Origin of the sequence: Bacillus sp. TH50 (assembly GCF_016650565.1) — a bacterium.
Classification (GTDB): domain Bacteria; phylum Bacillota; class Bacilli; order Bacillales; family Bacillaceae_G; genus Bacillus_A; species Bacillus_A mycoides.
In genome coordinates, this window is record NZ_JAEKFM010000003.1 from 1018253 (window position 1) to 1043016 (window position 24764).

Below are 24764 nucleotides of genomic sequence, written 5' to 3' on the forward strand. Positions count from 1 at the left end.
AAATATCTTCATTTACTTGTAACTACTTCATACGCGGATTCTTTATTCTCCCTTGTGATACACTACTTCTCCTTGTAAAACTGTCATTAAAACTTTCGCATTCGGAATCTTATCGGCACTCATTTTAGTAATATCTTCGTTTAATACTACTATATCGGCTGATTTACCTACTTCAATCGATCCAGTAATTTTATCAAGACCTAATGCTTTGGCTGGCTTAATTGTATAAGCATCAATAGCTGCATGTACATCGGATAAGCCTTTCTCATCAATACTTAATGCATTCGAAATCGTCACAAGTGGATTTAGTTCATTTACATCCCAATCACTACTAAGCGATACATTTGCTCCTGTTTTCCAAATTCGCCCTAACGGCATAATTCGTTTCATCTGTTGATCTGTAAAATACGTACTTGCCCAGCTTTGTTTAGGATCTTCCGCAAAATCATGGCCTACTTGGAAATCAGCGCTAATACCTAACTTAGCAAAACGATTTATATCACTATCTTCTACCATCTCAACATGTGTGAGCGTATAAGGCTGATTTGCACCTTCTTTTTTCGCTGCTTCAATTGCATTTAAACTCTCTCTTACCCCGCCATCCCCAATTGTATGAATGAGTGCACCGTAACCAAGTTTATTAAGTTCCGTTAACCACCATTTCATTTTTTCTTCTGGAATATAGTTCAAACCGTACGGGGTTCCTTTAAACCACTCAAATTTATATTTTTCTAGTATTTTAGCTGTACTATTAATACTAATTCCATCACTATACATTTTCACTTGATTAATAAGCATTCGAGATGATACATCATCACGCTTAATTTTTTTGAAATACTCCATTTGTTCTGCTTCATTTAAGTTCGGATATACCCACGGACGAAGTACTACTCGCGATGTTAACTTTTTCTCATCATTTACTTTATTCCAAACATCTAACCAGCCTCGTTTCCAATAGAGACGTCCATCGCCGACTGTAGTAATACCATTCTTCGCAACCTCATCTAAACCGTCTAACAAACCTTCATAGTTTTTTTCAAAGAGGTTTGACTGGGAATTCCATGCTTTTTCCATCACGATATCCCCTGCTGTATCATACAGAAGCCCAAAAGGTTCTCCTGTCTCTGGATCCCGAATTATTCTTCCGCCTTGCGGATCTTTCGTCTCTTTATTTATTCCTGCTAACTCCAATGCTTTCGAATTAACCCATACAGAATGAGAGGTTCTTTCCATAATTAACACTGGATTACTAGGAAATAACTCATCAAGAACTTGTAAAGGAGTTTGTTGTTCTGATTTTTCGTCCATATCTTTTAACAGCTCTTCCAAACTAAATCCTGTTCCGCTTATCCATTCGCCATCTTTCACATCTTTTTTACAAGCCTTTAAATACGAGCGTTGTTCTTGCAGCGCAGCATCCGGTGAAACACTACAATTCCCTGCTGCTGGTGATTTCGCCTCAAATATATGATTGTGATTGTCCACAAAACCAGGAAGAATAAAACGCCCTTGTAAATCCACCACTTTCGTATCTTCATTTATAAATCCTTCTACATCTTTGTTTGAACCAACAAATGTAATTTTCCCTTCTTTAACGGCTACAGCCTCTACAATGTCTTGCTTGTCATTTGAAGTATAGATTGTACCATTTTTAAACACTACATTTTTTGGCAACTGATTTGGTAGAACGAAGCTACCATTCTCACCTTCTCCTACTCCAGGAGTACACGCTGAAAACCATGTCATACTTAGAATCAGAAAAATAATCATGATTGTTCTTTTCATATTCTTTCTCCTTTTTATTATGATGAATTACTTACATAAATAGAATAAGGATTGACATAATGTTAATGTCAATCCTTATTCTCAGTCTATTTTCATAACTAAAAAACAAATTTGTGTCACATACTCCTCTACTAAACAATCACATTCAGGTCCCTTTATGTAGACCTCATATGGTGAACCATCTATTACATAACCATTTCTTTCAATCCATTTTTCTAACGCAATATAAGCGTAGCCTATATAGTCATAACTTCCATAATGCATAGTAGTAACGATTTGATGTGGATTTAATTTTTTTATTTCATATTCTTGTACTACATCTTTATTGTTCCCATGCATGACCGGAATCCTTAATTCAACATCACTTTCATTTGGAATATACTCTTCATCATAAAAGACCGTAGAGGGCGAACCGACCATTTGTAAGTTATGCTTTTGTACTTTTTCATATAAGTCATAAAAATAATCATCCATATCATCTATATTTATTTGCAGTCTTTGAGCAATTACTGTTATTTCATTTCTCATTCCAATAAATATATCGTAATTTCTATGACAAGCAGTATTTAAAGCATGATTCATATTTACCATTTCATTCATTTCTGAAATAACCTGTAAATTTTGTTTCACCTCATGAGACAACTCTATAATTTGTGCTTGCATATGTTTAATAAATGAATCTTGATCTGATGATTGAAGAATTATTTTAATTTTCGGTAAAGGAAACTTATACTCCCTTAGCTTTTTAATTTTCAGCGCTATTTCAAGCTGCCCTTGCTCATAATATCTATATCCATTTACCGGATTCACATATGCTGGTTTTAATATATCCTCTTTGTCATAATGCCTTAGCATCCGTGTACTCATTTTACAAATCCGCGAAAACTCAGTAATTGTATACATATAAATACCCCTTGAATACATTTTCTTATATATAAGCTTATTTATTAAAACCAATCAAATATTTTTCTGATTGAAGAACCTTCATTCTGATCGTTCACCCTTTTCATTTTTGAAGGTAACAAATGACTAGGACAATACCACGTTAAACAATTCATCGCGCCTCCCATTGTCGATATTTCTCCTACATGACTTTGAATAACTTGTTTCTCAGTATGCTGTTGAATATATCGTAAAACTTCCTCATCTTTAGCTAATCCAAACTTAGGAACGTAAAGCGTATCACATGTTTCTAACATATTTATATATAAACCTTTTGCTGACGCTATCTCTTCATCGTATTGACCCTTCTCTGTATATGACGAGGGAACAACTATAAATTCAGCCTCTGGCATTTGCTCTTGAATAATCTCTTGAACCTTATATCTAAATTCATGATCCCCTAAAAAATCACTAATAAACATTGTATGTTCATCAATAAATTTAACCATCCCGTCTGCGTGTGCAAGTACATCTCCCTCTTCAGCAGGAATAATAATAACCCGACTCACATCTAAATCCCATTCCAGTTGCTCTATAATTTCTTCTTCCGTCCAATCATAATTATCATCAAATATGCGTTCCGTTAATATAACGGTATCTTTTTTATTCCAAATAAGATTTCCACCGTCTAATATCAATGGAGATGTCACATATTCAAAGTCGTTTTTTTTCAACCATTTATTAAATTGTTGATCTAAATATCGTCCTTGATCTTTCGGTAAATAATTCGGTTGATATTTGAATTTAACTAGATGATTTGTTACAACTGGTGCAACATCTCTTAGCCAAATATCATCATACTCAAAAAAGTTTGTATGAAAGTCTTGCTCTTCAACAGATAAAGATATAAGTTGATCGGTAAATGCTTTATTTTCATTTAAGTATTCATTAAAATAAATAATGTCTTCATAAAATGGTCGATAATATTCATTCGATTCATCTGGTATTGCAGTAAAAATAATGCCACTATGTTTTTGTTCCATATTACTTACCTCGCTTTTTAATAATGATTGAATAACTGTTTTCAATAAGCCAACTATTCCCCAATTCATTTCTCTTTTCATTACAATTTTTGAAACGTGCACATTTCATGAATGGATTATAGCACGGAGAAATATTATATATTTATATAAAAAATATAAAGACGTCGTTAAGCCGTAAACTGACTCTTGACAAGATTTTTAAATTTTAATCGTCGTACACAATGAAGGATTAGATGATTTTTTTATCAAGATTCAAATCCACTACTTCTAACAGGGCGTTTTGATTATATAAATTCACTAAATGTGTTTCTACCCCTATGCAAATCCCTTCTAGCGGAAGATCGTTTGGATCCTGACCAAATGGATCCTCAATTTCAACCCCTATTGCTTCAATCCCTATAAATGCAAAACTTATAAACGTAGTTGCAAGTACTGTAAACCATCCAAGACTATCAACAAGACCAATCGATAAAGTCCCGCAAAATATGAGCAGTAAAATTTTAATATGAGCAAAATAAGCAAAAGGAATAGGCGTTGTTTTGATCCGATCACATCCACCCACAGCCGTAAGCAGAGTATTCAAATCAGCTTCCATATTAATTATTGCATTTGGGTGAATTTGACCCGTTTTCAAACCTTTTGATAGTATAGTTTTTAACATAAACACTATACTAATCGGTAAATGAATAGACTCAGCCAACATTTCTTTTTCCTTCTCAGAACAAATATCAAACAATGCTTTTATTTCGGATAAATCTTTTTCGTCTCTCAAATGTCCTTTCGCTATCTTTGGAAAAGCAATTAACAAATGTAAAAATTTTAATTTTTCCTGATCCTTCTTTTTCCCCTTAGACTCCCAATAACATAAAAAACTAACTGCCAAATTTCTAGTACAAGCACCAACCGTGCCAAATAACTTTCTACCTTCCCAATACCTATATAGGCAGTGTTAGTACGAAAAACTAACAGTAGACCTAAAGCTCCTCCAACAATTACCCAAGGAGTTTGATTAATTTTTATTTCTACATAATAATAATTAATCACAGTAACTATCGTTGAAATACATATATATAATAAAATTTGCGGGAAAATATCTCTTATAACTGTTCCCTTTAATGTAAATATTTGATGTAAACTATTTTGATTATTGTAATGAACCATATTTACAAAAACCTCTTTCCTTATTAACCTTTTATTCTTTTAAATTATGAAAGTATACAATTAAATAGTAGAATCATAAACCCTATTATTATAAAACTGGTTAAGATTATTTCTTTCAATACTGTTACTCCTTTTTACCAAAAGATAAAACATCTTTTTTGATTTAAACAACAAACGTTCACTCTTCTAAATCACGACGCATTATTTTAGAATTTGCAATGAATAAAGCACTAATTAATACAAGAATCGCGCAAGCATATATCAATGAATCCATTGGACTATCATGGTCTATAATAATTAGACGAACAATAGCCGTAATACCTATATATATAAAATAACGCAATGGAAAATGAAAGTTCATTTGAAAATACTTTATAATCATTACGATGAATTCAAAATATAAAAAGAATACGACAATGCTATCAATTAAATGATAACTAGATTCCTCACTATTTAATTTAAGTTCTTGTATAAATTGAATAACTTCTTTCATAAGAAACACACTTAAAACAATTCCCAAACAGATCAAAGCTACATTTATAATGTACTGTAGAACGATAGGGAAAAACGAAAATACTCTTTTTAAATTCTTTAACACAAACATTTTTCTCTTTTTCCATATAAAACAATAATGACAATATAATTTAATTTGATTATAGTTATATTAAAATTATACATTCCACTCTTGTTACAGATGTTAAAACAAGACAAAATAAGTAAGGATAGCATTTCACCTATTTTGTCTATAAAGCAGCATAACAAAACTATAATCAATTACTTCAATTGAATCGGTTGTTGCTGTGTCACACAATGGATCATTCCGCCATTTTTATAAAGCTCTCTCACATCAATTCCCACTACTTTACGATCCGGGTATAATTTCTGAATCGTATCGTTTGCGATTTTGTCATTTGGATCATTATAGTTAGGCACCAATATAACTGTATTCCCAACATAATAATTGATATACGACCCCTTATAATCTAGAGTTTTTCCACCTTCTAAAGTAACTTTATCTTTACTAAGCGGTAAGTATTCGTACTTATATTTCTGTCCTGAAGCATTTTTTGCATCTAACAATTTATCCATATCTTTGTTTGACAAGCCCCATTCAGCCAAGTCATCTTCTGCCATCGTTACGATTGTAGATTTATCATGGAATTTAGCAAATCCATCAATATGAAAATCAGTAATATCTAAATTAGGCACTCCATCTAACCAAATAAAGTTTGTCACCCCAAGGTCACTTATATATTTTTCAATTTCCGCTTCTGATAAATCAGGATTTCTATTTTTATTCGTTACTGCGCTTCGAGTTAATAAAGCAGTCCCATTGCTGTCTAATTCAATTGCGCCACCTTCAAGGACAAATTTCCCCCAATCAATTCTTTCAATCCCTAATTGTTTACTAACATTCTCACGTATACGGGCATCATTTTTATATGGAGTTTTCTTTCCCCAACCATTAAATGCTGGATCTAATATTTTTAGATTTTTATTATTGTCATAAACAAAAATCGGTCCACTATCTCTTGCCCACACATCATCAGTAGGAGCGATAAAGAAATCAACTTTATCCATATTCAGCCCTTTATCTATTAAAAGCTTATTGATTCGCTCTTTCTCTTCCTCATCATATGCAACAATGTGGACTTTTTCACCCTCAGTTAAAGCACTTGCCATCTTAATCCAAATAGGTTCAACTTCGTGTTTATACTCTTGACCATATGTGTATTCATGAGGCCATTGTAGCCATGTACCTTCATGTTTATCTTTTTCATCCGGCATCGTATATTTTCCAGCGTTTTTCTGTACCTCTACTTTTTTATCCTCTTTCCCTTTGGCATTTTCATTATTCCCTTCAAAAGAACATCCACTAATAATCGTTGTAGATAATGTAGCTATTAAACAAAACTTGACTATTTTTTTCATTTTTCAACCTCCTGTTCATGTCTACAATACTGTAAGGCTTAACATAGTGTGAAGCTCAAGCTTTTTCATCAATGTAAAAATTACCAATTATTCTTCCGCATGATAATCACATAATTTCAATACAAATAGATGACATTCACAAAATACACTTCCTATATTTAACATCCATATCATTTAACTTCCTTCATAAATTTATTCTAATACTAATCCCCTCTCATACATGCTTGTTCACTAAATAAAAAAATCGGTATTGATAATTTTATATCAATACCGATTTTTAAATAATTATTTTCCTTCTATTAAATCATTCGCTAATTTCCTAAACTCTTGATTAAATGTATCATTCATACCATTTTGTACGTTAGAGAATAATATTACAAACGTTCTTTTATCCCAGTTAAAATTATTAAAAGTGTTCCAGCCAGCTAATACACCGTGGTTATGATAATAATCTGGGTAAATATAGAAGCTAAATCCATATTTTCTCGCAGGTGATACTGTAAACATATCTGATAAGCTTTGTTTAGAAATCAGCTTTCCATCCATAATAGCCTCATCTAATCTTTTCATATCTTCAACGGTCGTATACATTTCACCACAACCATACAGCCAGTTCATTTTTAAGCGGGGTGTAGCTATTAACTCATTATCTTTTTTCGTGTAACCTTCTGCTAAGAAAATATCTTCAGGGAGAGTTGCACCCATACCAGATTCATTCATTTCAACAGGAGTAAAAATGTTTTCTTTCACATATTCAGCAAGCGGTTTATTCGATATCTTTTCTACAATATACGCAAGTACCATATAATTATAATCTGTATATTTCCATCCTGTCCCTGCAGGAAATTGCAACTTTTGCGCTCCAATCCACGTTACTAACTTTAAACGTGATGCCGCATCAACACTACCTTGTCCCTGATCTGGTAACCCAGACGTATGTGTTAACAAATTTCGTAACGTAATTTTTTTATCTGCTGGAAACGATGGAATATACTTATTTACATTGTCTTCAATATTCAATTTCCCTTTTTCTCTTAGCTGTAATATAGATATTGCAACTACTGTTTTCGTTATGGAACCGATGCGATATTTTGTTCTTGGCGTTGTTAAAACTTTATCTTTTATATTCGCATACCCGTAGCCTTTTCGTAAAACCACATTATTTTTATCCATTACGAGAACCGTTCCGTTAAATCCTTTATCTTTTAAATATTGATCGAGTTTCGTTGCTGCAATATCATAACGTTTTTGCTGATTCGCATCAACTTTCGATTGAACATTTCCAACTTTATCCTCAAATTTTGAAAATGCCTTCAAACTGTATTTCTTTTCTTTATTTGCATGTATGAGTGCAGCGACACTCCCACAAAAAATAGCAAAAACAAAGAAAGCAATTAACCATTTCTTAAACATATGGGAACCCTCTTTTATCTAGTTTCACTTTATACTTTTCCATTCTATTCTATATCTTTTAGTTTTTAAATATCTTATAATCTATCTACTCTATTATTTCTCATAGCAAACTAGATTCCTTTTTCTAACGTTCAAATTTTAACTACTCTCTATTGTAGTTCTTTTTTACAAAATTTCCACCTTACAATCGGATACATCCAACTTTAATTTAAATTTTTTATGTAACATTCGTTACACATTAACAAGAATGGAGGCGTTAATTTGAAAAAGACCGATAAGCGCAATCGTTTAGATGATATGATGTTTCATTATCGAGTAACAAAAAACAATATAGTTTCAATTGAATATTACGGAAAACGGATTATAATTTTAAAAGGAAATGATGCTGAAAAATTTTTAAACAAAATAAATCGGGCAAGTAACGAAAAAGAAAAACAGCTTATTATGGCTAAAATTACAGGTAATTTCAAAAGAGGAAATGAGCGTTAATGAAAACGAATCTCATTTCTAAATTGATTATACAGCATATAAAAAAAGAAATGTCACTCTCACGACATTTCTTTAGATTTTCTTCATAAAAGATTTACATTTTTAATATTCTTTTACTGTTACATAAATTCACCGCTGAAACGCTTAGTAATGCAGCTATACCTATCCATGCATATGTGTAGCCTTTTCCATCTACTATATAACCAAACAAAGCAGGTGCAAAGATAATAGCAATTTGATTAAGTGTAAGCGCAAAACTCACTGTTAGGCCTACCAATTCCTCACTTGCAGACTCAGCAACTTCAACCATAAAAAGACTAAACCAACCGATCGCAAAGAACCCTAGCAGTCCGCTCATCACAAACAATGCCTCAAGTGTCATTGTGTTTATACTCATTACAACAACTAAAATTAAGCAAAAAGATATACATACAGTTATTAATAAAGGTTTACGACGATCACCTTTGTAATATGTATCACTTATTGTAGTTAATATAATTCGCCCAATCATTCCTGCAACTAGCATAACTGAAAATACTTTCCCTGCTACAATAGGTGTTATCGATTTTTCAACAGCTAAAAATTTCATAAAATGTCCGACTAATATCATTTGTAAAGAAATCATACAAATACCTGTAATAAAAATTGGATACAGCTCTTTTTTACATATCACCTCTTTTAATTGCATCCAAAAAGAAAGCCTTACATCTTCTCGGCTAGTGTGTTCTCGGGCGTTCGATTCCTTATAAAATATGAAAAACAATAACCCACCTACTATACATATAGTTGCAATAACATTTATCGTATAAGATAAACTAAATTTAAGTGTAAGCAAAGGGATCGTTACTCCTGCTAACGCCCCGCCAATAGGTATACCAGCTTGCCGTATTCCCATAGCTAATCCGCGCATTTCTTTCGGAAACCATTTCAAGATTACTTTACTTCCCCCTGGCTGGGATACGCTATAAAAAGTTCCTATTAAAAGAAGGACAAATAATAGCCCAATAAATCCCCTTGCCATATGAGCAAGTAAAAGTGCCCCGCCAAGTAATACAGTGCTCGATCCAATTAATATTCTTTCGTTATATCGATCAAGTAACCTTCCGGCAAAAAGCATACAAAACAGCGGACCAATATTTACAGCACTTATTAACAACCCAACCTGCATATTCGAAAGTACATATTTCTGTTTCCAAAATAAAGCGAGTACCCCTACTCCATATGTTATAAGTGTTGCACTTGCCTGTGCTACCGTTGCCAAAGTTAACATGATCCATTTATTAGAACTACTGTACTTTTCAATTTTTTCTTCACTTATCAACGTTATCTCCCCCATATCCCTTTCATTGTATGAAGGTTCTGATATCATGTAAAATAAGTGTTAATAATAGAATCCATCAAAAAAATTGATACCTTTTTCGGGGTGATAATAAATGGATATAAAAGATTTAACGGTTTTTTACGAAGTTGCGACAGTAGGAAATATATCTCATGCTGCTAAAAACTTAAACTATGTACAATCAGGTGTAACGATGCGTATAAAACAACTAGAAATTGAGTTAGGTGTGCCTTTATTTTATCGAAATGGAAAAGGCGTTACTTTAACTTCTAACGGAGAAATTTTATTAACATATGCAAAACAAATCATCCACTTAATCGATCAATCCATTCAAGCTGTCCAAAGTAACGGAACCGAGCCAAAAGGCACGTTAAAAATCGGATGTACAGAATCGACAACAGCCGTTCGTCTCCCGCCCATATTAACGACCTATTATGAAAAGTATCCAGAAGTTGAATTGATTCTAGAAACAAACACGACAGACCAATTAACTCAGCTCGTTTTAGAGCGAAAACTAGACGGGGCTCTTATCGCTGGAAATATTCAGCATACTGAACTTCATACACTTTCATTTCGAGAAGAAGAACTCGTTCTCATTAGCAAGACTCCTCTAGCTTCCTTTAAAACAATAGAAGAACTGAATTTACTCGCTTTTAGTCAAGGTTGTTATTACAGAAAACTATTAGAAAACTGGCTTCAAGAAGAAGGGATTTCACCTAAAAGAATACTAGAGTTCGGAACAATTGAAGCAATACTTGCATGTGTAAAATCAGGTATGGGCGCGGCTATTATGATGAAATCCATTATTCCAGATTATGAACATGGTGTATCTTTAAATACATTACCAAATCACTTTAAAAAGGTTCCTACTACCTTTATTACTCGAAAAGACATTTTTCACTCAGCTGCCTTGCAAAAATTTATGGAGATGATCAACAATGCGTGAACAGAAAATACGCGGAATGAAACGAAAAACAAAAACTCTTATAAAAAGAATTGAAGACGCCACTAAAGCATTTCCATCTACTTTCTATAACGATGAATACTGGCATATGCCTTTACCAGGCTCTCAAGCTTTTATCGATTCTAGTACAACACCTAGGAAAGTAAAGCGATTGTGCATTCAAACCCTGTTAAATCAAGCGAATCAATTAATGACAATGAAACCGAACGATACAAATACATATCGAGTCGTTGTTATGATTAAAATAGCAAGCTTATGGAACTCACAAATCATCATATTTAAAAACGATGACTACTTTCAAAATTTTTTCAATAGAGATAACGAATTTCAAAAATGGATTCCCCTCTCCAATGCTTCCGACTTCGGGCATGAATGGAAAATATCAATTTCTAACAGTGTCCAAACATTGCATTTCCAAGAGATAATCAAGGATGAAGATGGATTTAATGATGAAGGAGAACTTTTGTTTATAGGAGAGTTATCATAAAAGGGGAACTGTCAAATGAAAAACTTCCCTTTTTCCACTAAACAACATCGCTATATAATGAATTTAACATTTCACTATATAGGAGGTTTTCATATGGTAATCCCTAAATACCCTGAAGTCCCACATCTTATGAAAAAACAAATTGAAGAAATAACCGAAATCGCTTTCCTAAAAGTATCAACACCACAACAGTGTGATGCAATTTTCGTTTTCGGTGGTTCCCATCCTGGTAATTGGCAAGCTCCTTTACATGCTTATCAACAAGGTTTAGGTGCACAAATTATCGTCACAGGTGGTACTAGTTTACATGGAATGAAACATCCAAACTGGAATTATGGAGATTTATCAGAATCAGAAGTAATTGTTAACAAGTTAATTGAACACGGTGTACCGGAAGATGCTATCATTTTCGAGAAAAACTCTCTCCATTCTATCGCAAATGTAATTGAAGCTAAGAAGATCTTTGATTTTACAACAATTAACAGTTTACTATTTGTATGTAAAAGCTTAGGAGCAGGCCGGCAATATAGAGTATTAAAAAAACATTTACCAAAACATATAACTTGTATTCCATATACATTTGATACAAGTTTTGATGGTGATTTTATAATTAATAGATATAATTGGATGGAAAATGAGAAAAGTCGCTCTATGATTTTCGGCGAATACTTGAGAAATGTTTGCTACGGCCGAAAAGGTGGAATTGAACCTCCTGAGAAAGAGATTGAAGGATTAGAAAAATACGTAGTATATTACCAACATCTTGCATAATATTTTTTCAACATAAAAAAATATCGGGAAGCCAATATAAAGGCTTCCCGAATATTCTAATGATGCATAAATAACACTAAAATTACTTTTCCTTTTTCATTCCCCCACATAGACGCCTACCATTGTACACATATTGTTTAACATATTAAGCCAACGCAGCTGGCGGCAATAATTGTGGTCCTTCCCCGGTGCGTGCCAATACCCAATCATCGTAATACCACATTTCTGTTTGGCGACGACTCATCATATAATCCCAGCGTACTTCTCGCTCAAATTCAATGATTTGTCCGTCACCACCAATTGTCACCCAGTTAAAACTTCCGTTATTATGCATCATCTTTATCCATAGAACAGGAAACTCCACAGTTTGTCCCCCGTCAACATAATGTCTAGTTTGTTTTTCTATACGAAGTAAAGTTAGGCCCTTTGCATATTGTCGATCAACCTTTTCCATTACATCCATCGCTATTTTCTCTGCCTCATCCTTATGAGGTAGTTTATTAGCGTATACTGGCATCATATTCGTGTAACTTAAAAGATGCTTACTCTTTTGAGAAGTAATAGTTGTTATATGAAAGCCACCATAATTCAGTGGTTCTTCTGCTTTTGAAATACAAGCGTTGTTTTTATATTTAATTACATAATAAACGATTCATTATCTCTTCAAGTAATATACCCGGCTTTACTACCTCATTTTCCGTACGCCATCCAATAAATCCATCTGGTCTTATTACTACCGCTCCTCCATTTTCTATCCCGTATAGTTTTCTAAAAAAGTTACCTTGATGGATAAAATCACCAGTTAAACCTACCTGATACACTTTTATCTTTACTCCTAATCCAGATGAAACAACATTTGCAGCTTCAGTCCAAGTACTAGGCTCTGCTCCAGTAAGTAACACAAAGTTGCTACCAAATAGATCAAGTATAGAAACTTCTTTTCCTTCATAAGTTCCCAAAAAATGTGGCGCACGCGTTCCCGGGCGTCCGTTCAAATCAACTATATTCATTCTATGCGGTGTGTTACATTCGTCTATAATTGCTTCTGAGCAATACTGATAACCAGCAGTGACAGCTAAACTATCCATATTACTCAAATTACCTTCCTCTCGATTCGCAGCACGAAATAATATACTACTCGCATAGTCCGTCGTTAATTTTGCAACAGGATATCTCTCGTCATGATAGGTTTCTAACAATTTTGGATTTGCTTTCCCTTTTATAACAGCCGCTAATTTCCAAGCTAAATTATGTGCATCTTGTATTCCTGTATTTGAACCGAATCCTCCTGTTGGCGGCATAATATGCGCCGAGTCACCAACTAAAAAGATGCGATTGTCCTGAAATTTTACCGCTGTACTTTCACTCGCTTCCCACGGCAAAACACTTACTATTTCTGGCTTAATATCCGTACTTCCAATTGCAGTTTGAATAATTTGTTTACAGCGTTCTATAGAGAAATCCTCTGGTCGCTCCCCTTTTACTGGATCATAAGCTACATGATAAATCCATTTACTTTCGTTATCGACTGGAATAAGCGCACCAATTACTTCTGGATGAAGTATCATAGTAAAACCGAATGCGTCTCCTTTAATAAATTCACTCAAATCCGCTTCAAAATATATGTTCATATAATAACCACCGATTGTACCACGGCCCTCGGTTAAAATACCTAACTGTTCACGTATTTTACTTTTCGCTCCATCTGCTGCAATTACATAATCACAATGAATCATGCTCTCTTCTTTCGTTTTACGATTTCGAATCGTTGCTATTACTCCGTTTCCATTTTGCTCATAAGAAACTAGTTCATGATAAAAAGATAGCTTCCCGCCTAATCTCTGTGCTTCTTGTAACATCATCTCCTCTAAAGTAATTTGATAACAAGCAGTTTGTTTTGATGGGCTAATCTCTTCCACTTTACGAAATAAATTTTCGTTATTTTCATACTGCGCCGCCCTTATTTGTTCCAACTCTTCATGCTTTACCTCAGCTATTGTTTGAACTGCAATTCTCCCGTGACAATTCTCTAATGCTTTACCAGCTAATCTAATTCCTTTTTCTAGACCCAATTCTCGGAATAATTCCATTGTGCGAAATGTAATTCCACCCGCTTTCGGATGAATCGCAGTAGACGGATGCCTTTCAATAAGTACATAATCAATGTTATGTTTCGCAAGAAATAATGCAGACGATAATCCTGATAATCCCCCTCCAACAATTAAAACTGGTACATGTTTCGATTCCATACATTTTCCCTCCACATATATTCTTCTGAGCTCAGTGACATAAATATAATCAAAAAACCAACAAAAATATAGACTTATATTTCATTTTGAATTATCATATAGATAGATTACGACCCAAATTACTTTTATCCTTTCATACATCTACAAGTCACTTAATTTGTGTGTGTATGAAAGAATAAAAAAGAAGGCCCTACTTTACTTTGAACTATTCTCTGATATAGACATCAAAAATAATAAAAACATTATAAGCGGTCGTAACCTTGTAAATTATACAAGGTTACGACCGCTTATTTTATTGTTAAATGGCTACCCTTTATCCTCGGCAGACAACGCATTGTTAAATCATTTCCTACCGTTCAACTCCATTATTTTCTATACGTACAAATTGATTCGTCTCGATTTTCTTTCTCAATATTGCAGCTCATACAACATTCATGTAGCATTACCGTATCAATGTAATGGTTCATCATCTTAAACCTTTCGACTAATTATTGGAGGTATAGTGATTGAAATGAATAAACAAGAACAATTAAATGTTATTAAAGAAGATTTTATTAATTGTCAAAAAGTATTAGTGGCAATTGGTGACGAAACACGTCAAGCTATTTTGTTAGTTCTAATGAAAACAGAATGTCAAACTGGATTACGTGTTGGCGAAATCACTAAACAAACACACCTTTCTCGACCAGCAGTATCACATCACCTTAAGATTTTACGAGAAGCTGGTATTATTTTGATGCGTAAAGAAGGTACAAAGAACTTTTATTATATTGACATACGTACAAAATTAGGATTATTAAAAAATCTTGTATTAGATATTGAGAAGCTACTGCAAAACTTTTATTGAACTTTGGAGGTATAAGAAATGAGAGCAATGGTGATTGATAAGTACGGGAAAGTTCCAATGCGTATGACTGAGATGCCCACCCCTGAAATAAATGAGTATGAGGTGCTCGCAGAAATTCATGCAGCTAGCATTAACCCAATTGATTTTAAAATACGCGATGGAAAAGTGAAGTTGTTACTTAAATATAAAATGCCCCTTATTCTTGGTAATGACTTTTCTGGTGTCATTGTAAAAGTCGGAACAAAGGTGACTCGATTTAAAGTTGGTGATGAAATATATGCACGTCCAAGAAAAGATAAGATCGGTACTTTTGCGGAATATATAGCCATTCATGAAGATGATATAGCCTTAAAACCGAAAAATTTAACTTTTGAGGAAGCGGCGTCGATTCCACTCGTTGGCTTAACATCATATCAAGCATTAAATGACATCATGCAATTACAAAAAGGACAAAAGATTTTGATTCACGCTGGATCCGGCGGTGTTGGTACTTTCGCAATTCAGTTAGCAAAAATAATGGGTGCCACTGTTGCAACAACTGCTAGTGAAGCTGGTGAAAATTTAGTAAAGTCTCTTGGCGCAGATGAAATTATTAATTACAAAAAAGAAAAGTTTGAAGATATACTGAAAAATTATGATGCGGTATTTGATACACTTGGCGGTACAGCACTTGAAAAATCATTCGATATTATAAAAAGCGAAGGGAACATTGTTTCCGTTTCAGGAATGCCGAATGCTCGCTTCGGTAAAGAATTTGGTTCAGGATTTTTCAAAACACTCTTATTTTCATTAGCAAGCAAAAAACTTACTGCACTTGAAAAAAAGCATAATGCTCAATATTCGTTTTTGTTTATGAAACCAAGCGGAGATCAATTACGTATAATTACAAAGTATATTGAATCTGGACAAATCAAACCTATAATCGATCGCATTTTCCCTTTTGAAGATACTCAAAAAGCAATGGAATATTCAGAGTCTGGAAGAGCAAAAGGAAAGATAATTGTAAAAATCAAATAATAATAAAACTCCATTTTTTTAAAATGGAGTTTTATTATTTGCTGTTAAATAGACATAGTGTAATGAAGTCCTTACAATAGATTTCAAGGGGAAATATCATATTATACTTTTAGCTAATTTTACAAAGAATACATACGTACAAATACATAATAAAAAAATAAACAAGGAGGAGATAAAATGACTAAAAATAATGAAGCAGGTTGGAATTTAGATAATAGTTATACGACTTTACCACAATCATTTTATACAGAAATCCCCCCAACTCCTGTACACTCACAGGAGTTAATTAAACTAAATAATTCTTTAGCAATATCTCTTGGCTTTAATCCTGAGGAACTAAAAAAGGACGCTGAAATCGCCATTTTAGCTGGTAATACTATTCCAGAAGGAGCTCATCCACTAGCTCAAGCGTATGCTGGGCACCAATTTGGTCATTTCAACATGTTAGGAGATGGTCGTGCCCTTTTAATTGGAGAACAAATTACTCCTTCAGGCGAACGGTTTGATATTCAATTGAAAGGTTCCGGTCCAACTCCATATTCGCGCCGTGGTGATGGTCGCGCTGCACTCGGTCCAATGCTACGTGAGTATATTATTAGTGAAGCGATGTACGCGCTTGATATTCCAACTACTCGCAGTTTAGCAGTAGTCTCAACTGGCGAACCAATCTATCGCGAAACGAAGTTACCTGGAGCTATTTTAACTAGAGTTGCAAGCAGTCATATACGCGTTGGAACATTCCAATACGCCGCAGCTCGAGGCTCAATCGAAGATCTCAAAGCTTTAGCTGATTATACGATAAAAAGACATTATCCAGAGGTTGAATCTACTGAAAATCCATATGTCGCACTACTACAAGAAGTCATTAAGAGACAAGCAAGCCTTATCGCAAAATGGCAACTCGTTGGCTTCATTCACGGCGTAATGAACACTGACAATATAACGATTAGCGGTGAAACGATTGATTACGGTCCATGTGCCTTTATGGATAGTTATAATCAAGGAACAGTATTTAGCTCTATTGACACACAAGGCCGTTATGCATACGGAAATCAACCATATATGGCTGCATGGGACCTCGCACGTTTAGCTGAATCTTTAATACCGATACTACATGAAGATGAAAAAGAAGCACTAAAAATTGCACAAGATGAAATTTCAAAGTTCAGTGTGCAGTACGAAAACAATTGGTTCCTCGGAACGAAGAAGAAATTAGGACTATTTAGCAATGAAGAGCAAGATCAATCACTTATTGAGAAACTTTTAAAAGCAATGGAAAAATATAAAGCAGATTATACAAATACATTCCGTGCATTAACTGACAATATATTAGAAAATGCACCTTTATTTGAAAGTCCTGAATTTAAAGAATGGTACGAGCTATGGCAATCTCGGTTAGAAAGACAAAAAGAATCGAAAGATGATGCATACAAATTAATGAAAAATAACAACCCAGTAATCATCCCCAGGAACCACAGAGTAGAAGAAGCACTAGAAGCAGCTGTTAAAAATGGAGACTATAGCGTAATGGAGAAACTTCTTCAAGCTTTAGCAAATCCTTATGAATATTCTCAAGAACAAGCGGATTACTGCACGCCTCCAGCGCCGTCGAATCGTCCTTATAGGACTTTTTGCGGGACGTGATTGTTTATCTTTAACCTTTAAATTTATTATTCATACACTTATTTCCTTACACCACTTGAGAGAGTGGTGTTTTTGTCGAATTTATTTTTCTTGATTTTCAAAATACAAGAAGGTTTTACAAAATATTACACAGAATTATGTAGTATCGTAAATTAGGGGGGGAATTCCCCTATTACGATTTGTGTTATTCTGTCTAATTTCACAAACGAATAACACAAATAAATAACTATAAGGAGAGATAAGATTTGAAAAGAAAAATTGGTACAGTTGTTGTAGGATTATCAGTACTTGGTTTTGGTATTTTTGGTGTAAGCATCGGGGATGGCGGAGTTGTAAAAGCTGAACATGGAGATGTTCCAGCGCCTAAATTAGAAAATCATGGTGACTACGGAGGGGCTCCTGCTTTCAATAAAGGTGATACTTTGGCTCCCACTTATGATCATGGAAGACCTCCAGTTTCTAAACAGGATAGCCATGCTGATTTCCCTGCTCCTAAGCAAGACAGTCATGCTGATCTCCCTGCTCCTAAGCAAGACAGTCATGCTGATCTCCCTGCTCCTAAGCAAGAAGGTCATGCTGATTTCCCTGCCCCTAAGCAAGAAGGTCATGCTGATTTCCCTGCTCCTAAATTAGAAAATCATGGTGAGCACATTTAAAAATCCCCCTTCAATTATGAAGGGGATTTTTTAAATTTATTATTTTTATTTACTTTCTCAACTTTTTCTTGGTTTGAAATAAAATATTCATATTTTGAACCCCCCATAGCATTTACCATCTAAAAAATAACAAATATTGAATAAAATATACAAATATACAACTAAAAACGATCTAATTTTCTTATTTACAAGAATTTTATTTATCAAGTTATTTTTACATAATATTCCGATAATTCGTGTTACCATTATAGATACAACTCAATAGAATATTATGAGGGGGGACCTTATGAACACTTTATTAACCGGTAGTACATACGCAACCAAACATCTAGAAGCGTGGTATCACGCAATTTTAACTCAAAATGTCGTAGTATCCCACGACTGCTATCATGCAGCAGCAAAAGAAAAAAAAGAAATGCTTTTACAAGGAAATACAGAAAATGCATCCTACCAATTATTTTTTGATTTATTAAAATTCCGCTATGCAGTATTCACTGAAGGGCTATCAATTACAAAAGATAGTTTTGAATCAATTAACGCTTATGCTATACCATCTGATTTACAACTATCCTACTTATATCACTATTACAATGCAATTTACTACACTGCATTAAACAAATTCGATAAAGCTGATGATTATTTTGAGAAAGCAAAATCATCATTAACTAGTCTTACTAATGTGGAGCAAGCTGATTTTTATTATCGATATGCAGTTTATCATTTTCAAATGCAACAACCAAGCCAAGCTATAGTAAATGCAACTAAAGCATTAGACATTTTCCAAACAATAAACGATTGCGAACGAAACGTAACATCATGTTTAAGCGTGCTTGGTGGAGCCTATGTAGCAGTTGGACACTATGAAAAAGCTGAAGAATTATACTATAAAGCAATTGATATCTTACAAAAATTAAACGAAGAACCTTTACTTCTTCATGTACGAAATAATCTAGGTACACTGTACGCAAATCAAGATTTATCAGAACAAGCCATTCGCCAATTATCAGAAGTGATAGAAAAAATGCCAAAGCACTACAAAGCATTATTTTTACTTGCACAAGAAAATGGAAAATTAGGCAATATAGAATTAGCAAATAAGTATATCCAGACCGGAAAAGAGATTGTTTTACAACTGGACAACGAGGAGTATAAACATCATTTTTCTATTTTAGAAGCTAATATTAATGAATTTGAATTAGAACAGTTAGATAAAATTGTACAAGCAGGAATTCACTATTTTAATGCAGAATCTTTATTCAGTTACACTTCAGAGTATTGTGAGAAAATAGCAACTACATATCACAAGAAGCTACAGTTTGAAAAGGCTAGTGAGTATTTCCTCAAGAGTATTGAAGCAAACAAAAAGAATGAAAGAAGGTTATGAAAATGAGGAAAACAATTGGTAAAATCGCTTTAGGTATTGCTTTTGCTGGAATCGCTGCTTTTGGGTTAAATGCAAATCTGACAAACCAAGCTGGACATGAGCATTTCCCTGCTCCACAAAAACCTGACTTTGTTCAATCCGTTGACGTAAGCAAAGACTACAACACAACAACAGCTGAAAAAGCACTTTAAAAAATGAAAGGCCTTCAATTAAGAAGGTCTTTTTAAATACGTTTATTTAGTTAATGTAATCGAATATTTTTTCATAGCCAAATGGTAGTACAAATGACAATAAACGGCCTATCACAATTGAAACACTTGATAAAAGAATAAATTTCCGAAATGATATATCATTCCTCTTATACCCCGTAAAACAAGCCTTTGTTATAACAAAAACAGTCATCATTATGATAGTCGCTGAAAAGATGGCTACTAAAAACACTTCCATTTTGTTTCCCACTATAAAATATCCTAACTTTAATTTTACCATTAAATGAGTATAACAAAGACAAACTATTTCTTAATATACGGTTTTCTATATGCCTCCGACGGGATTCGAACCCGTACTCCTTTCGTAAGCATAGGCTAAGGGGAACACGCTTCCCTACGGAATTTCACCGACAGGAGTTTCACCTGTCTCAGCTTATTTGCTTTTCGGTGCTTCTGAAACCTTCGCCTTGCGACCCGGTTCTACACTGTTTTCCGGCGCTCTTCCCTTCTAGAGCTACGGAGGCAGTTTTTCTTTCAAGTAAAAGATATTTCTACAAAAATAGAAATATCCCTTTACTTCATATGAAATCACTCTATTTCTTTCATCAAATCAGCAATCCCCCTACTCCCCTCACTACCAACTTTCTCAAGTTCCTCCACAACTAATTTCCGTCTTTGCCCAGAATGATTTTGACTTAACTTCGCTTTTCCTTCTATATTATTTATCTTTATTTTGAACCCAACTATTCCCCTACTTAATCCTTCCATATAATTCGGATCTACATCCTTCAGTGAGTAGGTGCTCTTTGAGTTTTCATATTTATGTACTAAATCTTGAAGAGAATCTATTAATTCCTGTTCATCTTCAACAATTTCTAACTCTCCATATACATGGACCGCAACATAGTTCCATGTTGGTACTGCTTTATTTGTTTCATACCATGACGGAGAGATGTAACTATGTGGTCCTTGAAAAACAGCTAACACTTGTTGATTTCCACTATCTTTCCATTGCTCATTTGGACGTGCAAAATGACCATATAAAGTAAGTGTTGCCTTATTTAACAATAAAGGCAAATGTGTTGCGTACGGTGCTCCGTTATGTTGAGAAAATAAAGTTGCAAAGCTATTTTGTTCAATCATTTCGTACTTCGTCTCTTCATCTTGTATAGTGAAATGTTTTGGTATGTACATAAGCTCCCTCTTTTCTTTTCTTATCTTCTTATTTCCCATTATATTTACGAGATTTATTATTTGGCAGGGGCAGATTGTAATTGTTTTATAAGGTCAGTTCATATAGTAAAACCTCTTCTTCAAAAACAATAGGTGGCATTATATGATTTCTGCCACCTTAGTCTATTTTCGTATTGATACAAACTCTTCTATTCAACTATCCTTCATAGCTTTTTCTAATACATATTCAATAAATTCCGTTTTACCTAAGCTATAACCTCTGAATATGCGTATCCTTAAAATCAGTTTCATACTTCAATCCATACCCAAGCATTCGATCCATTCCAATATATGCTGTCCATATTAAACCAATCATTAAAATCGTATCCATCTTTAAATAGACCCCTATTAAAACAAGTAATATTGATATGATATATGTGTGAAATAGATTATAAATTTGTGCACCAACACGTTTGTTAATAGCGTACGCCACCATTGCTAAATCAGGTACAAAAAGTAATACGATAAATAATAACCAACTAAATCCACATAATGCATATATATAAATCGCAGCTAATAAGACGACCAATCCTTCAAAGTGTATAATTCGTTTCTCCAAAATTCATCATTCCTTATCTGTTAGCTTGAAAATTTTATTCGGATTTAAAATATTTTGCGGATCAAGAGCTTTCTTTATTTTCTCCATTACCAATAATGCCGCACCATGTTCTTCTTCTTGATACTTCTGCTTTCCTATTCCAACGCCATGCTCTCCTGTACAAGTTCCGCCACGCTTAAGAGCATACAGTACAATACTTTCATTTATTCCGTCCGCTTTTTTCACTTCATCTTTATCATTTGGATCAATCATTAAGAGCACGTGAAAATTCCCGTCTCCTACATGGCCAAGAATACCACCAACAAGGCCCACCTTATCTAACGTCTCTTTCGCATTTTGAATCGCGCCAGTTAACTCTGAAATTGGCACACAAACATCTGTACTCATTAGCTTTTTACCAGGATAACTATGAACGTAAGAATAAGCTAAGTTATGTCTTGCATCCCATAATTTATTTCTTGCCGCAGTTTCAGTTTCAAAAGCAACTTCTTTACATTTATGATCAAAAACAATTTCCTTCGTAAACTCGATATCTTGCGTTAGCCCTGCTTCATTTCCGTGAAACTCTAAAAACAGTGTTGGTTCTTCTCTGTAATTTGTTTCATTGTAATGATTTACTTGTTTCATAGATAATTCATCAACAAGTTCTATTCTCGCAATTGGAATACCAGCTTGTAGTATGTTAATAACAGCTTCTACTGCATCATTTATAGTTGGAAACGATGCTCTCGCAGCCATAACATGTTCTGGTATGCCGTATACTTTTAATGTTAGCTCTGTAAAGCATCCAAGCGTACCCTCTGATCCTACGAAAATACCATTTAAATGATAACCTGATGATGACTTCGCCGCTAAATTGCCAGTATGTATCACTTGCCCATCAGCAAGCACCACTTCTAAATCACGAACTTGATCACGCATTACGCCATACTTAACCGCTGTCGTTCCGCTCGCATTCGTAGCAGCCATGCCTCCTAACGTTGCATCTGCACCTGGATCTACACTAAAAAACAAACCGTACTTTTTCAATTCTTTATTGAGCTGAGAACGAGTCACTCCTGGTTGTACTTTCACAAGAAAATCTTTCTCTCTTATTTCAAGTATTTTGTTCATTAATGAAAAATCAACTGTAATCCCCTTTTCATAAGGAATTATATGACCTTCTAAACTAGAACCTACTCCAAATGGAATGACAGGTTTTTTATGCTCACTCGCTACTTTCATTATTGCTCTAACCTCTTCCATCGTTTTTGGAAAAACAACTACATCAGGTAAACTACTATTATGGTAAGATTCATCTTTACTATGTAACTCTCTTACTGTCTTATTAATCACTACTTGATCTTCAGGAAGTACATCCTTTAATTCATTTACTAATCGCTCAATTGTTATTTCCATTACGCACTCTCCTTTTATATTATTTACTCTGCATTAATTATACCATTTTTATACATAATAATCAGAATAGTTAGATTCCTGAGGTTTTATATAAAAAAAGAACTTGCAGTATTCCCTACAAGTTCTTTTTTAAAACTATATTTTAGACGATTTTTTCAATAAAATCATAAACCAAACTAAAGTAAATGCCATCATAGAATGAGAGAACCCTACAATATAAGTTAACCCTTTAAAGTCCGCTCCATTTAGTTGAAGAAGTCCTCTCGCTGCTAGCGATCCTAACATTAAAGTTAATGCGATATTATGTAAAATAAACCAGTTATTAAATCCTTTCACTTCATGAAACGCGAATACTTTCGCTAATCCTAAAGCAATTAAAAAGAAGAAAAAGCCAAGTACTAACGTATGCGTATGCAAAAGATTTAATAAAGTAGAGCCTAAAATCCCTTTATATTTCCCATACTCCCTAGCAAATATTCCTGACAATAAACCGATAATCAAATAAGTAAACGATGCATTATATAATTTCTTCATTATGTACCTCCTTAAGTAGAATGTGTAGTGTGTCATATTTAGTAATAATGATAGTTATATAGTAAAAACTCCTAGTTTCCTAGGAGTCATTGTATAAGTATCTCACTCTTTACAATCAATCCTAATTATAAAATATCCTTTTATACAAAACAATCGAACTTTATGTGAACAGTAACTCTCAATTAAAATAACTTGCACTTTTATTTCGCACAATCCATACTAATTGTTATAACTTTTAAAGGTGGTGCAATAGATTGATAGTTCTTGAAACTGAAAGACTCACTCTTCGCTGGCTCGATGTAAAAGATGCTCCGTTTATTCTTGAATTAGTAAATGATCCTGCATGGATTCAATTTATTGGTGATAAAGGCATTAAAAACTTAGAAGATGCAAAAAAATACATCTTAAACGGACCCGTCGATATGTACAATAAAATGGGCTTTGGTCTTTACTTAGTTGAACGAAAAGAAGATCTCACTCCACTTGGTATGTGCGGCCTTATTAAAAGAGATTCATTAGAAGATGTTGATATCGGCTTTGCTTTTTTAGAAAAATTCCGTTCAAAAGGGTACGGCTATGAATCAGCTGCTGCAGTAATCGAATACGGTGTACAAAAGCTCGGACTCAAACGAATTGTAGCAATTACTTCTATAGATAATGTTGCTTCAGGCACGCTGTTAGAAAAAGTAGGATTGCGATTCGAAAAAATAATTTCAGACTCAGGAGAAGATCTAAAATTATTCGGGTATAACGCATAACAAAAAAGGG

At 33.9% G+C, this 24764-nt stretch carries 25 protein-coding genes and 1 pseudogene; 11 read left to right on the forward strand and 15 right to left on the reverse strand.

The genetic code is table 11. The annotated features are described in order from the left end of the window. Positions 1 to 42: 42 nt before the first annotated feature. The 7 genes and pseudogenes from JFU23_RS05380 to JFU23_RS05410 all read right to left on the reverse strand — a co-directional run bounded on the left by JFU23_RS05380 (position 43) and on the right by JFU23_RS05410 (position 8216). Positions 43 to 1785 carry an amidohydrolase gene (locus JFU23_RS05380; protein ID WP_201031541.1) on the reverse strand — a complete coding sequence of 581 codons (1743 nt, stop codon included), beginning with the start codon at positions 1783 to 1785 and terminating at the stop codon, positions 43 to 45. A gap of 81 nt (positions 1786 to 1866) precedes the next feature. Further along, positions 1867 to 2688: a MerR family transcriptional regulator gene (locus tag JFU23_RS05385; protein WP_201031542.1), complete on the reverse strand. Its 822-nt coding sequence runs from the start codon at positions 2686 to 2688 to the stop codon at positions 1867 to 1869. Positions 2689 to 2732: 44 nt separating this feature from the next. Next, a complete protein-coding gene (locus tag JFU23_RS05390) occupies positions 2733 to 3710 on the reverse strand; it encodes an agmatine deiminase family protein (RefSeq protein ID WP_201031543.1) in 978 nt (325 codons plus the stop codon). A 229-nt stretch (positions 3711 to 3939) separates the two neighbouring features. Further along, a pseudogene (locus tag JFU23_RS05395) lies at positions 3940 to 4871 on the reverse strand (bestrophin family protein). 178 nt (positions 4872 to 5049) lie between these two features. Next, positions 5050 to 5469 (reverse strand): phosphate-starvation-inducible protein PsiE, encoded by a 420-nt coding sequence (gene psiE / locus JFU23_RS05400; RefSeq protein ID WP_002165314.1) that lies wholly within the window; start codon positions 5467 to 5469, stop codon positions 5050 to 5052. A 176-nt stretch (positions 5470 to 5645) separates the two neighbouring features. Then, positions 5646 to 6803 (reverse strand): agmatine deiminase family protein, encoded by a 1158-nt coding sequence (locus JFU23_RS05405; RefSeq protein WP_201031544.1) that lies wholly within the window; start codon positions 6801 to 6803, stop codon positions 5646 to 5648. Between the two features lie 285 nt (positions 6804 to 7088). Next, positions 7089 to 8216, reverse strand: a complete 1128-nt coding sequence (locus JFU23_RS05410) for a serine hydrolase domain-containing protein (RefSeq protein ID WP_201031545.1) — start codon at positions 8214 to 8216, stop codon at positions 7089 to 7091. Between the two features lie 261 nt (positions 8217 to 8477). Between JFU23_RS05410 and JFU23_RS05415 the strand changes: the two genes are divergently transcribed. Continuing rightward, positions 8478 to 8705 carry a hypothetical protein gene (locus JFU23_RS05415; protein WP_201031546.1) on the forward strand — a complete coding sequence of 76 codons (228 nt, stop codon included), beginning with the start codon at positions 8478 to 8480 and terminating at the stop codon, positions 8703 to 8705. Between the two features lie 94 nt (positions 8706 to 8799). On the opposite strand, the gene JFU23_RS05420 is transcribed toward JFU23_RS05415, so the two are convergent. Then, the gene (locus tag JFU23_RS05420) at positions 8800 to 10026 is read right to left on the reverse strand and encodes an MFS transporter (RefSeq protein ID WP_242483493.1); all 1227 of its coding nucleotides are present in this window, start codon (positions 10024 to 10026) and stop codon (positions 8800 to 8802) included. Between the two features lie 112 nt (positions 10027 to 10138). Between JFU23_RS05420 and JFU23_RS05425 the strand changes: the two genes are divergently transcribed. From JFU23_RS05425 to JFU23_RS05435, 3 genes are all read left to right on the forward strand, one after another. Further along, positions 10139 to 10990, forward strand: a complete 852-nt coding sequence (locus tag JFU23_RS05425) for a LysR family transcriptional regulator (protein WP_201031548.1) — start codon at positions 10139 to 10141, stop codon at positions 10988 to 10990. Continuing rightward, a complete protein-coding gene (locus JFU23_RS05430) occupies positions 10983 to 11495 on the forward strand; it encodes a DUF3916 domain-containing protein (RefSeq protein ID WP_085312067.1) in 513 nt (170 codons plus the stop codon). The genes JFU23_RS05425 and JFU23_RS05430 overlap by 8 nt, the downstream gene beginning before the upstream one ends. A gap of 93 nt (positions 11496 to 11588) precedes the next feature. After that, positions 11589 to 12266 (forward strand): YdcF family protein, encoded by a 678-nt coding sequence (locus JFU23_RS05435; RefSeq protein ID WP_201031549.1) that lies wholly within the window; start codon positions 11589 to 11591, stop codon positions 12264 to 12266. Between the two features lie 145 nt (positions 12267 to 12411). Here JFU23_RS05435 and JFU23_RS05440 read toward each other — a convergent pair whose 3' ends face one another. Together JFU23_RS05440 and JFU23_RS05445 are read right to left on the reverse strand one after the other, a co-directional pair. Next, positions 12412 to 12786: a hypothetical protein gene (locus tag JFU23_RS05440; protein ID WP_233147358.1), complete on the reverse strand. Its 375-nt coding sequence runs from the start codon at positions 12784 to 12786 to the stop codon at positions 12412 to 12414. A 112-nt stretch (positions 12787 to 12898) separates the two neighbouring features. Next, positions 12899 to 14515, reverse strand: a complete 1617-nt coding sequence (locus JFU23_RS05445) for an FAD-dependent oxidoreductase (RefSeq protein ID WP_201031550.1) — start codon at positions 14513 to 14515, stop codon at positions 12899 to 12901. Positions 14516 to 15017: 502 nt separating this feature from the next. Between JFU23_RS05445 and JFU23_RS05450 the strand changes: the two genes are divergently transcribed. The 6 genes from JFU23_RS05450 (at position 15018) to JFU23_RS05475 (ending at position 20254) form a co-directional block, all read left to right on the forward strand. Beyond that, entirely contained in the window at positions 15018 to 15362 is a 345-nt protein-coding gene (locus tag JFU23_RS05450; RefSeq protein ID WP_002033417.1) for an ArsR/SmtB family transcription factor, read from the forward strand. Between the two features lie 18 nt (positions 15363 to 15380). Further along, positions 15381 to 16379, forward strand: a complete 999-nt coding sequence (locus JFU23_RS05455; RefSeq protein ID WP_201031551.1) for an NADP-dependent oxidoreductase — start codon at positions 15381 to 15383, stop codon at positions 16377 to 16379. Positions 16380 to 16556: 177 nt separating this feature from the next. Then, positions 16557 to 18023, forward strand: a complete 1467-nt coding sequence (locus tag JFU23_RS05460; RefSeq protein ID WP_201031552.1) for a protein adenylyltransferase SelO — start codon at positions 16557 to 16559, stop codon at positions 18021 to 18023. A gap of 245 nt (positions 18024 to 18268) precedes the next feature. Next, positions 18269 to 18679 (forward strand): hypothetical protein, encoded by a 411-nt coding sequence (locus JFU23_RS05465; RefSeq protein WP_201031553.1) that lies wholly within the window; start codon positions 18269 to 18271, stop codon positions 18677 to 18679. A 286-nt stretch (positions 18680 to 18965) separates the two neighbouring features. After that, on the forward strand, positions 18966 to 20063 hold the full coding sequence (locus tag JFU23_RS05470; RefSeq protein ID WP_201031554.1) for a tetratricopeptide repeat protein: 1098 nt from the start codon (positions 18966 to 18968) through the stop codon (positions 20061 to 20063). Positions 20064 to 20065: 2 nt separating this feature from the next. Next, complete coding sequence (locus JFU23_RS05475) at positions 20066 to 20254, forward strand: hypothetical protein (protein WP_002033627.1); 189 nt, start codon at positions 20066 to 20068, stop codon at positions 20252 to 20254. A 46-nt stretch (positions 20255 to 20300) separates the two neighbouring features. On the opposite strand, the gene JFU23_RS31040 is transcribed toward JFU23_RS05475, so the two are convergent. From JFU23_RS31040 to JFU23_RS05495, 5 genes are all read right to left on the reverse strand, one after another. After that, positions 20301 to 20510, reverse strand: coding sequence for a hypothetical protein (locus tag JFU23_RS31040; RefSeq protein WP_307838361.1), 210 nt, complete (start codon positions 20508 to 20510; stop codon positions 20301 to 20303). 350 nt (positions 20511 to 20860) lie between these two features. Then, positions 20861 to 21466 (reverse strand): FMN-binding negative transcriptional regulator, encoded by a 606-nt coding sequence (locus JFU23_RS05480; protein WP_201031555.1) that lies wholly within the window; start codon positions 21464 to 21466, stop codon positions 20861 to 20863. 250 nt (positions 21467 to 21716) lie between these two features. Continuing rightward, a complete protein-coding gene (locus JFU23_RS05485; RefSeq protein WP_201031556.1) occupies positions 21717 to 22064 on the reverse strand; it encodes a DUF4260 domain-containing protein in 348 nt (115 codons plus the stop codon). A gap of 6 nt (positions 22065 to 22070) precedes the next feature. Next, positions 22071 to 23462: an FAD-binding oxidoreductase gene (locus tag JFU23_RS05490; RefSeq protein ID WP_201031557.1), complete on the reverse strand. Its 1392-nt coding sequence runs from the start codon at positions 23460 to 23462 to the stop codon at positions 22071 to 22073. Positions 23463 to 23597: 135 nt separating this feature from the next. Continuing rightward, positions 23598 to 23996: a DUF2871 family protein gene (locus JFU23_RS05495; RefSeq protein ID WP_002033617.1), complete on the reverse strand. Its 399-nt coding sequence runs from the start codon at positions 23994 to 23996 to the stop codon at positions 23598 to 23600. A 254-nt stretch (positions 23997 to 24250) separates the two neighbouring features. On the opposite strand from JFU23_RS05495, the gene JFU23_RS05500 reads away from it, so the two are divergent. Continuing rightward, positions 24251 to 24754, forward strand: a complete 504-nt coding sequence (locus JFU23_RS05500) for a GNAT family N-acetyltransferase (RefSeq protein ID WP_002137638.1) — start codon at positions 24251 to 24253, stop codon at positions 24752 to 24754. Positions 24755 to 24764: the final 10 nt, after the last annotated feature.

Coding starts and splice junctions, on each gene's coding strand:
- JFU23_RS05380 (WP_201031541.1), bottom strand. CDS start 1,785: ATGAAAAGAACAATCATGATTATTTTTCTGATTCTAAGTATGACATGG.
- JFU23_RS05385 (WP_201031542.1), bottom strand. CDS start 2,688: ATGTATACAATTACTGAGTTTTCGCGGATTTGTAAAATGAGTACACGG.
- JFU23_RS05390 (WP_201031543.1), bottom strand. CDS start 3,710: ATGGAACAAAAACATAGTGGCATTATTTTTACTGCAATACCAGATGAA.
- JFU23_RS05405 (WP_201031544.1), bottom strand. CDS start 6,803: ATGAAAAAAATAGTCAAGTTTTGTTTAATAGCTACATTATCTACAACG.
- JFU23_RS05410 (WP_201031545.1), bottom strand. CDS start 8,216: ATGTTTAAGAAATGGTTAATTGCTTTCTTTGTTTTTGCTATTTTTTGT.
- JFU23_RS05425 (WP_201031548.1), top strand. CDS start 10,139: ATGGATATAAAAGATTTAACGGTTTTTTACGAAGTTGCGACAGTAGGA.
- JFU23_RS05430 (WP_085312067.1), top strand. CDS start 10,983: ATGCGTGAACAGAAAATACGCGGAATGAAACGAAAAACAAAAACTCTT.
- JFU23_RS05435 (WP_201031549.1), top strand. CDS start 11,589: ATGGTAATCCCTAAATACCCTGAAGTCCCACATCTTATGAAAAAACAA.
- JFU23_RS05440 (WP_233147358.1), bottom strand. CDS start 12,786: ATGATGCCAGTATACGCTAATAAACTACCTCATAAGGATGAGGCAGAG.
- JFU23_RS05445 (WP_201031550.1), bottom strand. CDS start 14,515: ATGGAATCGAAACATGTACCAGTTTTAATTGTTGGAGGGGGATTATCA.
- JFU23_RS05455 (WP_201031551.1), top strand. CDS start 15,381: ATGAGAGCAATGGTGATTGATAAGTACGGGAAAGTTCCAATGCGTATG.
- JFU23_RS05460 (WP_201031552.1), top strand. CDS start 16,557: ATGACTAAAAATAATGAAGCAGGTTGGAATTTAGATAATAGTTATACG.
- JFU23_RS05470 (WP_201031554.1), top strand. CDS start 18,966: ATGAACACTTTATTAACCGGTAGTACATACGCAACCAAACATCTAGAA.
- JFU23_RS05475 (WP_002033627.1), top strand. CDS start 20,066: ATGAGGAAAACAATTGGTAAAATCGCTTTAGGTATTGCTTTTGCTGGA.
- JFU23_RS31040 (WP_307838361.1), bottom strand. CDS start 20,510: ATGGAAGTGTTTTTAGTAGCCATCTTTTCAGCGACTATCATAATGATG.
- JFU23_RS05480 (WP_201031555.1), bottom strand. CDS start 21,466: ATGTACATACCAAAACATTTCACTATACAAGATGAAGAGACGAAGTAC.
- JFU23_RS05490 (WP_201031557.1), bottom strand. CDS start 23,462: ATGGAAATAACAATTGAGCGATTAGTAAATGAATTAAAGGATGTACTT.
- JFU23_RS05495 (WP_002033617.1), bottom strand. CDS start 23,996: ATGAAGAAATTATATAATGCATCGTTTACTTATTTGATTATCGGTTTA.